The 9,892-nt window shown below is 72.4% G+C and carries 8 protein-coding genes and 1 pseudogene; 3 read left to right on the forward strand and 6 right to left on the reverse strand.

Annotated features, from left to right (window positions below; all coding sequences use genetic code 11):
- The 5 genes and pseudogenes from ABZU52_RS28485 to ABZU52_RS28505 form a co-directional block, all read right to left on the reverse strand.
- A pseudogene (locus ABZU52_RS28485) lies at positions 1-927 on the reverse strand (nitroreductase); the annotation flags it as partial.
- Between the two features lie 9 nt (positions 928-936).
- Positions 937-2,883, reverse strand: coding sequence for a TOMM precursor leader peptide-binding protein (locus ABZU52_RS28490; RefSeq protein ID WP_354974046.1), 1,947 nt, complete (start codon positions 2,881-2,883; stop codon positions 937-939).
- 87 nt (positions 2,884-2,970) lie between these two features.
- Complete coding sequence (locus ABZU52_RS28495) at positions 2,971-3,156, reverse strand: thiazolylpeptide-type bacteriocin (protein ID WP_089021435.1); 186 nt, start codon at positions 3,154-3,156, stop codon at positions 2,971-2,973.
- 476 nt (positions 3,157-3,632) lie between these two features.
- A complete protein-coding gene (locus tag ABZU52_RS28500; RefSeq protein WP_046564715.1) occupies positions 3,633-3,815 on the reverse strand; it encodes a hypothetical protein in 183 nt (60 codons plus the stop codon).
- Between the two features lie 54 nt (positions 3,816-3,869).
- Positions 3,870-6,002 carry a TOMM precursor leader peptide-binding protein gene (locus ABZU52_RS28505; protein WP_354974047.1) on the reverse strand — a complete coding sequence of 711 codons (2,133 nt, stop codon included), beginning with the start codon at positions 6,000-6,002 and terminating at the stop codon, positions 3,870-3,872.
- Between the two features lie 350 nt (positions 6,003-6,352).
- Here ABZU52_RS28505 and ABZU52_RS28510 point away from each other — a divergent pair, with 350 nt between their 5' ends.
- Genes ABZU52_RS28510 through ABZU52_RS28520 form a run of 3 tightly spaced genes read left to right on the forward strand, consistent with a single transcriptional unit; the run spans position 6,353 to position 8,400 of the window.
- Positions 6,353-7,306, forward strand: coding sequence for an ABC transporter ATP-binding protein (locus tag ABZU52_RS28510; RefSeq protein ID WP_354974048.1), 954 nt, complete (start codon positions 6,353-6,355; stop codon positions 7,304-7,306).
- Positions 7,303-8,145, forward strand: coding sequence for an ABC transporter permease subunit (locus ABZU52_RS28515; protein ID WP_354974049.1), 843 nt, complete (start codon positions 7,303-7,305; stop codon positions 8,143-8,145). The genes ABZU52_RS28510 and ABZU52_RS28515 overlap by 4 nt, the downstream gene beginning before the upstream one ends.
- Positions 8,146-8,166: 21 nt before the next feature.
- Positions 8,167-8,400 carry a hypothetical protein gene (locus ABZU52_RS28520; protein ID WP_354974050.1) on the forward strand — a complete coding sequence of 78 codons (234 nt, stop codon included), beginning with the start codon at positions 8,167-8,169 and terminating at the stop codon, positions 8,398-8,400.
- Between the two features lie 173 nt (positions 8,401-8,573).
- Here ABZU52_RS28520 and ABZU52_RS28525 read toward each other — a convergent pair whose 3' ends face one another.
- Positions 8,574-9,362 (reverse strand): polysaccharide deacetylase family protein, encoded by a 789-nt coding sequence (locus ABZU52_RS28525; protein ID WP_354974051.1) that lies wholly within the window; start codon positions 9,360-9,362, stop codon positions 8,574-8,576.
- Positions 9,363-9,892: the final 530 nt, after the last annotated feature.

Genomic DNA, 9,892 nt, shown 5'->3' on the forward strand with positions numbered 1-9,892 from the left:
GTCGGCGACGGCCCCCGGCGCCGGCACGGCGGGGGCGGCCGCGGCCCGGTGCACCTCGGTCACGGTGGGAAACTCGATCACCCGCGCCGACCGTTCGAAGGGACGGTGGCGGACCTCGGGAGCCGGTTCCGGCGGTGGGCCGGCCGGCTGCTGCTCCGACTCCGCCCAGCGCAGCGGGACGGCGGCGAAGACGCTCTCCTCGTCGCCGTCGAAGCCGAGCAGCCGGTCCAGCGGCCCGGGGTCAGCACAGAGCAGACGCCGCACCGGCACGCCGAGCGCCGGCGCGAGCAGGTCCCAGGACCCGAGCAGCGCGCCGAGGTCCTGGGTGACCACGTGGTAGCAGAAGCTGTTGTACTTGAACGCGTTCTTCCAGAACCGGATGCTGGCCAGCAGGTAGGAATCGGCCGTGGCACCGACCGCCGCGGCGACGGTCGCGCCCACGTCGGCGACGAGCAGTCGCTCCAGCACGTGCGACCCGGTGTGGTAGTGGTACACCCCCGGCAGCAGCGGAGCGGACGACCCGGCCACCACGTACACCTCGACCGGGTACATGCCGCCGCCGGAGGCGGTGCCCCGTCCCCACACCGCGTTGTCGAAGTGGGCCCGCTTGCCGGCGTCCTGGTTCCAGTTGACGGCCATCCGGCGGTCGAGCACGCCGTAGGAGAGACGCAGCAGCCGGGCCAGCGCCGGCACCGACCAGGCCCCGGTCGGCGGCAGGCCGGTCCCGGTGTACACGTCGCGCACCGTGGGCAGGTCGGTGTCGTCGACCGGCAGTGGCAACCGCGGCGCGCCGGGGTAGCTCTTGTGCCGCGACGGCTGGTCGGCCCAGTCGACCTCGAAGCCCAGCGGCTCCATCGGCACGCGGGCCCGGCGGAACACCGCGTCGGTGTAGCGCCGGACGACCTCCACGGCCTCCTGCTGCTGCATGGGGCGCTCCTAGGGGAAGGGGTGCGGATGCGGGTTGCGGACGGTGGCACCCAGCCGGTCGGGTCCTCGGGTGCCCCGGGCGATGTGCCGCTCGAGGCGGTCGCTGTACAGGACCCGTTGCCGTTGCCAGCCGAAGTCGATGGGCACCAGGGCCGGCGCGACCACCGCCATCGTGTGGACCCCGGCGACCTCCTGCTCGGGACAGGTCTGGTCCACCGCGACGACGTCGCCGCCGAGCCCGGCGACCAGCCCGGTCAGGTACTGCACGTCGGCGCGCAGGTCGTCGTTGCGGGGCGCCACCGCGCGCCAGTCGGCGTACAGCTCGTCCATCGACCGCAGTGGCGGATCGGCGAAGAGGAACGCGGCGTGTCGCGACATCTCCGGCAGCCCGTAGAGCAGCGCGTGGTGCGCCAGTTCGGTGACCTTGGTGTAGTCGTCGGTCATCGCGCGGAGGTCGGCCTCGCTCGCGGCGACCCGCTCGTCGAAGCCGGGAACGTAGGACGCCGTCTCGCAGACGGCGGCCCGGACCGCGTCGTCGGGGTCGAGGCTGGCGCCGGCGGCGAAACAGAGCTGGCCGAGCCCGCCCCCGCGCTTCACCGCGACCGCGGTGACCACCGGGACCGGCAGGTCCGCGCGGGTGTCGAAGAGGCGCAGGTCGTACCCGAGCAGGTCGACACGGTCGATCATGAAGTGCACCCGCTCGTCCCGGCAGGTGGCCGGGTCGATCTCGGCGAGCCGGGCGGAGCCGTACCAGGCGAGCAGGAACGCGTCGCGCTCGATCAGCTCCAGCATGCCGTGCAGCAGTGCCTCCTCGGGGCAGCTGCCGCTGGCGCACCCGTTGGAGCACTCCTGCACGAACTTGCGCTGGTCCGTACGCCGGTCCAGGTAGTACACGAGCTGCTCGGGGACCAGCCGGGGCACCCGGTCGCGCAGCGAGTAGCCCCAGACCCAGTGCAGGGGCTGCGTCGGCGAGTATGGGGCGTAGTAGAGCCCGTGCCCGTGGTAGAAGGCGGGGTGGTAGCCGAGCGTGGCCGGGTCGAGGGCGTCCGGGGCGAGGTTCGCGTAGCTGTCGAACACCTCGGTCCGCTTGGCGCGGGGAAACTGCCCCGCGTACCGCTCCAGCCCCTCCAGCAGCGCGTACGTCTCGCTGCCGCCGTAGCTGTTCGCGTGCCCGCTCCACCACATCTCGTGCAGGTCGTAGCGGCTGCGTACCCGGAAGTAGCCGGTCACCGGGGCGGTGGCGGTGGCGTTGTACGCGCGCAGCGCCGAGCCTCCGAGGGCACCGGCCACCGGGTTTGCCAGCGCGGCGACGGGAAGGTCGAGGTCACCGGCCGCCCGGAGCCGGTAGTTCGCCGGGTCCTTCTTGGGTCGACGACGCAGGTGCAGGGTGGCGCCGGTGGCGGTGTCCGCCCGGGGTGTGGCGCAGGCCGGGCACTCGGAGTCGACCAGGACGTCGACTCCGGTGGTCTCCAGGGTGTCCATCCGCAGCTGGCGCAGCCGGCCGACGCCGGGACGGCCCGCCGTCGGGCGGCACGCCTCGCGGACGAGCTGCGCGACCGTCTCCACCGCGAACGGCGTGAGGTGCGGCAGCGGGCCCACCGTGCCGAGGCGGACGCCGTGGTCCAGGGCGTGGCGCTCCTCGCGTACCCGGATCGCCAGCCATCGGCGACGCACGCAGACCGGACACGGTCGGGCACCGGCGAGGGCGCCGCTGAAGCGGGGACCGATCAGCGCGGTGGCGGTGTCCAGCCAGACCGGGACGACGGCGCCGTCGGCGGGTACCGCCTCGGTGTCGGCCAGGAGAGCCGCAACGCGCACGGTCACGCTCTCGACCGGCTCCGCGCCGGGGGCGGTCGGCTGCTGCGCCGCCTCCTGCGCATGCGCCTGCAACCGCGCCGCGAGCAGTGTCAGGCTGGCGTCCCAGGCGGTGGAGGTGGTCCGTACGTCGATGATCATTCTTCACCTGTCCGGCTGTGGGAGGTGCGGTGGGAACCGGTTCCCCGCCGACGTGGCCCGCCGGCGGGGATGGGCGTGACGACGGGACTAGCCGCCGCCGCATCCGGTGCTGGTGCTGCTGCTGCAGCAACTGGACGTGCTGCAGCTGCAACAACTCGAACAGGAGCAACTGGAACTCGACCAGTCCATGACCATCGCGTCGATCGCGTCGACGTCCTCGATCTCGAACGTCTCGGTCTCGAGCGCGCGCAGTTCCTCGGTCAGATCCGGCATCTTCTACCTCCCCTCGGGGGAATCGGGGCGGGCCACCAGCCGGTCGTCCGGATCGACCGGTGCGGTACCCGACTCAGCTGGTGCTGCTGCAGCTCGACGACGTACAGCTGCAGCAGCTGGAGGTACTGCAGCTCGAGCAACTGGACGTACTGGTGCTGCTGCTGCAGATGTCCATGTGGTCGGTGGACGGATCAGCGATGTCCTCGACCTCGAAGGTCTCGGTCCGTACGTCCCGCAGTTCGTGGCGGACCGAGTCGGGCAGCACGCCGGGAGTCGGGGGTTGTGTCGGCACGGGCCTTTCGTTTACAGCCGCGTTGGCGCCGGTGACGTCGGGCCGTCCGCACCACCACGGTGGTCCCGCAGAGGCGCGCAGGGCTGCTCACCGGTGTGACCCGGTGGCGGGCGGTACGTGCGACCCACGGACGTCCACGGGTGACCGGCTGTCGTCAGTGTCGGAAGTCAACCCCGCCCAACGGTCAGCCGCAGCTCGACGTGCTGGTGCTCGTGCTACAGCAGCTCGACGTGCTGCAGCTGCAGCAGCTGGAGCAGGAGCAGCTGGAGCTGGTCGCCGCCAACGCTTCGCCGCCGTCCTCGACCTCCTCGATCTCGAAGGTCTCGGTCTCCAGCTCGCGGAGTTCGTCGTTGAGAGTGATCGGCATATGGTTCACCTCCTTCCGGTGTACGCGCCTCACAGGGACCACTGACGTGGTGGCTCAGTCGGCCGTCCGGCCGTGGTTCCGCAGCAGCACGACACCGCTGCGGAACGTCGCGCTGGCGCGGATGTCGCTCGGGGTGGTCTCCACCAGCAGCGCGTCGGTGCCGCGGGCCGCCAGCGCTGCCAGTACCGCCGCCCGTTCGGTCGGGCGCGCCGGGCCGGTCGTCACCGGCGCCCCCGCCGGCAACGCCGGCTCGAGGTCGCCCAGCAACGGGTCGCCCAGATCCGGCAAGATCTCCTCGAAGTGCTCCACCTGCACCTGCCCCACGGCGTCGCGGACCGCAGCCAGCCGCGCGGCGACCGGGTCGAAGTCCGCGGCCAGCGCCCAGCGACGCCGACCACCGTCGGGTGCGGCGACGACCGCCAGCACGGCGGCCACCGGAGCGGCGTCGGCAAGGACGTGCACGGACAGGTGGCACCCGAGCCGATGGGCCGCCTTGACGATGAAGGCGGTGTCGTCGTCGCGGATCAGCTCCTCCTCGTCCACCGGCACAGTGGCGGCCCGGCCACGCAGCACGGCGGTGAGGGCGTGCCAGCCCAACGCGTCGGCCAGCCCGCCGTCGATGACGCCCTCGATGTCCGCGTCGGCCGCCGACCCTGCGGTCGTGCGTTCCGCGTGGCCGTCCGCGTTCGCGTCGGAGAGGGGCAGCACTGCGGCGGCCGGGACCAGCACCGTGCCCGCTGCGCCCAGCACGGTCGCCGGCAGCCAGCGCAGCGGTCGGTGCGGGTCGTCGACGGCGACCCCCGAGGCGGTCTCCAGCTCCGCCCAGCGCACCGGGTCGTGCCCCTGCTCGCGGAGCTGCGCGGCGGTGGCGACCACCGCGCCGGCCGGGTCGGCGTGCCGCGCCGCGTGGTCGCGCACGGCCGTACGGTAGGCCGCGAGTCGGGCACCCATGACGGTGTGCACGTCGAACGCGGTGATCTCCCGGGGGCCGTGGCGGCCGGGCAGGCGCAGGCGGGCGGTCTTCAGCGGCGCCTGCTCCAGCGGGTCGTCGACGAAACGCGTGAACACGCCGGCATTCGGCGACACAAGCACCTCGGCCCGCTGGTAGAGCTCCTCCGCGGAGCCGGCGGATGGCGCCGGTACCGCATTGGGCGCCGTGCGGCAGACCGGGCACCCGGGGTGGCGCAGGACCCGTTCGCGGGTCGACTCGAGGGTGACGGTGTCGATCAGCAGCACCCGCGAGTCGGTGTCCGGTGCCAGAGCGCCGGTCAGGGCGCGGAACGTCTCGAACGCCACCGCCGTGCCGAGCATCCGGGCGGTGACCGTGGGCGGCGCCGGGCGGGCGTCCGACCCAACGGCCACGTGCCGCCAGAACGCGGCGGCGGCGGTCGGTGCCGCGGTGTCGGTCAGGCGCAGGTGTGCGCACAGCCAGCACGGGCTCGCACCGGCGGCGACGACCGGCCCGACCACGGCCCGCTCGTCGTCCCAGGTCACCGGCACGAGCAGCGGCCCGTCGCGGTGCGCGGCCCGGGCGAGATCGGCGAGGCCGGACAGGCCGGCCGGGCCGACGCAGGCGATCACGGCGTCGACCTGTCCCGCGTCGAGGGGTCCGGATCGGACACGGAGTTCGGCCGGCAGACCGGCGGCGCTGAGCTCGTCAATCCGGGGGCGCAGCGCCTCGACGCAGCGGTCCGGGTCCTCGAGGTGCAGGTCCAGGCGCACACAGCCGTTGGCGAGCAGGGCCTGCGCGGCGGCGCGCACGACCTCTCCCCCGCCGGTCAGGGCCACCCGGGCCTCGTGCATCCGCAGGAAGCGCCCGGTCGGGTCATCGGCGAAGTGGTCGATGAACTCGATCTGCGCGGCGAAGCGTTGGGCCACGGGTGCCGGTATCGCCGTACGCTCCCCGGCGTCCTTGGCGAAGCCGCGGCCGAGCAGGGCGCGGACGAGCGTCAGGACGGTGCGCTGCTGGCTCTCGTCGAGGTCCGCGGTCAGCTGGGCGACGGTGTGCTCCCCGGTGAGGTACGGTCCGAGGGAGGTGAGCCACCGGAACGCCGAGCGGCCCCGGATGAGGAACGCGCTGTCCGGTCCCCGGAGGTAGGCGCCGGTCGGGGCGTCGAGGAACACCACGTCCCGCCGCAGTTTCGGACGCGATCGCAGGGTCACACCGTCCTCCGGTGACAGACTCATGATGGCTCCTCTGCCAACGACCGCAGCCGCACGAAAAGTGCCCCCATGGTGCCGACCATCTTTGCTAACGTCAATGAAACATTTCGCGCCCGACGGGATCGACGGTCGATATTCGCGCCATGGCCACGGTCTATTGAATAATTTGCATCGGGGCCGGCCGAGGATGCTTCCGTCACCGGCACGCACTTGGTTACTGTGTGGACGTCGCAGGGTCTCCACAGGAGGTGGCCGTGCGTGTGGTCAATTGGGCACGACAATTCTGACACCTGTTTGATTTCGTGACGACAAGTGGACGGAACGGCCATGGAATCGGGACCTGATTCGGCATTCGGACTGTTGGTGAGCCCACCGTGACGACCGGTCGGCCTGCCGTGGAGCTCACCCAGGTCACCAAGCGCTTCCGCGGCGGGGTGACCGCCGTCGACCACCTGGACCTGCGCATCGACGAGGGCGAGGTGGTGGGTTTCCTTGGCAGCAACGGCGCCGGCAAGACCACGACGATGCGCATGCTGGTGGGCCTGGTACGCCCGACGAGCGGCACCGTGCGGGTGCTGGGGGCCGCGCCGGGCGCCCCGGGGGCCCTGGCCCGCGTCGGCGCGCTGATCGAGTCCCCGACGTTCTACCCGCACCTGTCCGGCCTGGACAACCTCCGTCTCGTCGGTCGCTACGCGGGCATCCCGGACGCGGCGGCCCACCGGGTGCTGTCCGAGGTGGGCCTCACCGAGCGGGCCGGCTCGCCGTTCCGGGCGTACTCGCTGGGCATGAAACAGCGCCTCGGCATCGCTGCGGCGCTGCTCAAAGGACCCGACCTGCTCATCCTGGACGAACCCACCAACGGTCTGGACCCGGCGGGCGTCGCTGAGATACGCGAGCTGATCCGTTCACTCGGCGCGCGCGGGCACACCGTCCTGCTCTCCAGCCACGTGCTCGGCGAGGTCGAGCAGGTCTGCGACCGCGTCGCGCTGCTCGACCGCGGACGGCTGATCGCCGACGGCAGCCCGGAGCACCTGCGCGCCGACCTGGGTGGGGGCACGCTCCTCATCGACGCCGAGCCGGCCACCGGCGCCGCCACGTTCCTGCGCGAGCACGTCGCGGTCCGGGCCGTCGAGCTGGTCGACGGACAGCTGCGCGTCACCGCCGATCCGGCGCTGGCCGCGACGCTCAACCGGCACCTGGTCCAGGCCGGCTTCGAGGTACGGGAACTGCGACCGGTCCGGCACTCCCTGGAGGAGGCGTTCCTGCGCCTCACCACCGCGGCACCGGAGGAGCAGAAGGAGCCGGCGGCGGCGGGAGGTGGGCAGTGATCGCATCGATACGGGCGGCGTGGTTCGCCGACCGGCGGCGGCCGGCGGTCTGGGCCGTGACGGTGACCTGGATCCTGCTGGCCCTCGTCTTCGGCCTCGGCATACCGTACGTGGTGCACCGCACGCTCGTCGGCCGGCCGGAGCAGGCCGAGAGCGCCGAGAAGTTGCTGGCCACGGTCCTCCCCGCGCAGCTCGTGACGACCGGGATCGGCCTCTTCCCCCTGTTCGGCGGTGCCATCGTCGTGGTGCTCGGCGCCGTCGTCGTCGGCAACGAGTACCGCTGGGGCACCCTCAACCTGATCCTCGCGCAGCGACCCGGCCGTGCCCAGGTCCTGCTGGGACGCGCTGCCGTCCTGTGCGGTCTGAGTCTGCTGATCGCCGTGCTGACCTTCGCGACGCTGGCGGTGACGACCGCGGTCCTGGCCGGCCTGGAGGGGCTTGCCGCCGCCTGGCCGTCGGCGGCAGAGGTGCTCGGGGCGGTCGCGGCGGCCTGGTTGATCTGCACGGCGCACGCCAGCCTCGGGTATTTCCTCGCCATCGCCTTCCGCAGCACCGCGACGGCCATCGCGGTCGGCCTGGTCTGGACCCTGATCGTGGAGAACGCCGTCAGCGGCTTGGCGACCGTCGTGACGGTGCCAGGGGTTCTGCAAAAGCTGCTGCTGTCGCCCAGCTCGGGTGCCCTCGCCGGAGCGCTGGGGGCCCGGTCCCAGTTCGACGGTGGGACACCCGGCGTGATCGAGTCCTCCGGTGCGCTGCTGCCGGCCGCCGTGCTGGTCGCGCACGTGCTGGTGATGGTCGGGCTGGGCGTATGGCTCACCGGACGCCGAGATGTCGCCTGAGTCCCGGAAGGGGGACGGGTCGTGGACTTCCTGCTGGCTTTCCTGATCACCGGTCTGGCCGCGTCGGGCGGTTGGATCGCCTGGGGCATCGGTCGCGGTTGGTCCGCCCGGCGGGTCCGGCGGGAGCGGCTGCGCCTGGCGCAGGCCCGCGCCGCGGCCGAGATCCGTCGCGCCGAGGTGACGGCGCACCTGCGCGAGCTGGAGCTAGCCGACGAGGTGTACCGCGACTTCGTCAGCCGCCACCCCGAACGCTAGGCGCACGCCGGACCGGCAGGGACGCTTGGTCGGAGCAGTCGCAACCCGCCGGGGCCACCCGCGCCGCCAGCGTCAGGACCACGGCGCGGCCAACTTGCCGTTCGAAGAACTCCTCGCTCAGGTGCTGCATCGCTCGGGCGGGCGGGGCGACGGGCATGTATCCGTGCCGCTGCTCACGGCCTGACGCTGCCGGAGCCCAGGGCCAGCAACTGGCTGACGGTGACGAGCCGGAAGCCACGGCGGCGCAGGCCGGCGAACATCTCGCCGAGGTGGCGCAGCGCGACCAGGCGTCGCTGCGCGCCGACGTCGTGGGCCAGCACGATCGCGCCGGGCGTGACGCTGTCGACGATGTCGCGCACCTGGCCCGCTGGGTCGGCGACGTAGCGGCGCTCGTGCATCTGGTGCGACCAGAGCACGACCGCGTGGCCGAGCGCGTCGGCGGCCAGCACGGTGGAACCTGCGAGGTGACCGTACGGGGGGCGCATGACGGTCGGTCGCCTGCCGGTGACCCGCTCGATGGCGTCGTCGGCGCGCAGGAGTTCGCTCTGCGCCGCGGCGAGGTCCAGGGTGGCCAGGTCGGCGTGGGACCAGGAATGGTTGCCGACCTCGTGTCGAGCCAGGCGGCCGCGGACCAGGTCGCCGTACCGGTCGACGTTGCGCCCGACCATGAAGAAGGTCGCCGGGACCTGCCAGTCATCGAGCGCGTCGAGGGCCATCGGTGTCCACCGGGGACCGGGCCCGTCGTCGAAGGTGAACGCGACCACCGGCTCGTCGGTTTCCACGTAGTAGGTGATGGTGGTGCTCGGGTTGCGGATGGCTTCCAGGCGGTCCGCCGCTGCGGCATAACCACCGGACAACGGTGGCGAGGTCGCGCCGAAAAGCTCGGTCGCCGTCGCACCCGCGATCGCTCCGCCGGCCGTCAGCAGCGCCGAACGCAGCACCGTACGTCGGTTTGCCCGCATCCTGTCCCCCGTCCTCGACGGACAGTCACGTTGACGGCCCCCGAGAACGGAGAGCGTATATACGCGGTATGCATTTTGCCAGAGCGATGCGAAGGTCCTTATACGAGATCATCGCGCGGATGGACATCTCCACGCCGCGGTCTGCCTCCGGCCTCGGTCACCGTTTCCTCCGCTCGGCCGGCGCTGCCAACGACAGGCTGGGCTCGATCGCTGGGCGGGGCAGTGCACCTGGAGGCGGGCGTCGAAGGCGTCAAGGCGGCCGACCGGGCAGCACTCCTCAACCGGACGAACGGCTCGGCCCCGTCCGCGAAGGCTGGTGGCCCTTGTGCCGCACGGCGAGGTGCTCGGCGACGGCGGCCGTCCGGGGCGGCGCGGCGACAGTTCCGCTGAGCATCTGTTCCCCGAGCGCCGTGAGGTGATGCCGTACGGTTCGCCCCTGACGGACGCTGAAGACGAGCCCCGCTCCGCGGAGCACCGTTGCGTGCTCGCTGGCGCTCGCCCGCCACCACGCCACACCGCGAGCGACTTGT

Source organism: Micromonospora sp. NPDC005220 (assembly GCF_040607895.1).
Lineage (GTDB): Bacteria > Actinomycetota > Actinomycetes > Mycobacteriales > Micromonosporaceae > Micromonospora.

Excerpts from the sequence above, each read along its gene's own strand:
- ABZU52_RS28490 (WP_354974046.1), bottom strand. The coding sequence starts at position 2,883 with ATGATCATCGACGTACGGACCACCTCCACCGCCTGGGACGCCAGCCTG.
- ABZU52_RS28495 (WP_089021435.1), bottom strand. The coding sequence starts at position 3,156 with ATGCCGGATCTGACCGAGGAACTGCGCGCGCTCGAGACCGAGACGTTC.
- ABZU52_RS28505 (WP_354974047.1), bottom strand. The coding sequence starts at position 6,002 with ATGAGTCTGTCACCGGAGGACGGTGTGACCCTGCGATCGCGTCCGAAA.
- ABZU52_RS28525 (WP_354974051.1), bottom strand. The coding sequence starts at position 9,362 with ATGCGGGCAAACCGACGTACGGTGCTGCGTTCGGCGCTGCTGACGGCC.
- ABZU52_RS28500 (WP_046564715.1), bottom strand. The coding sequence starts at position 3,815 with ATGCCGATCACTCTCAACGACGAACTCCGCGAGCTGGAGACCGAGACC.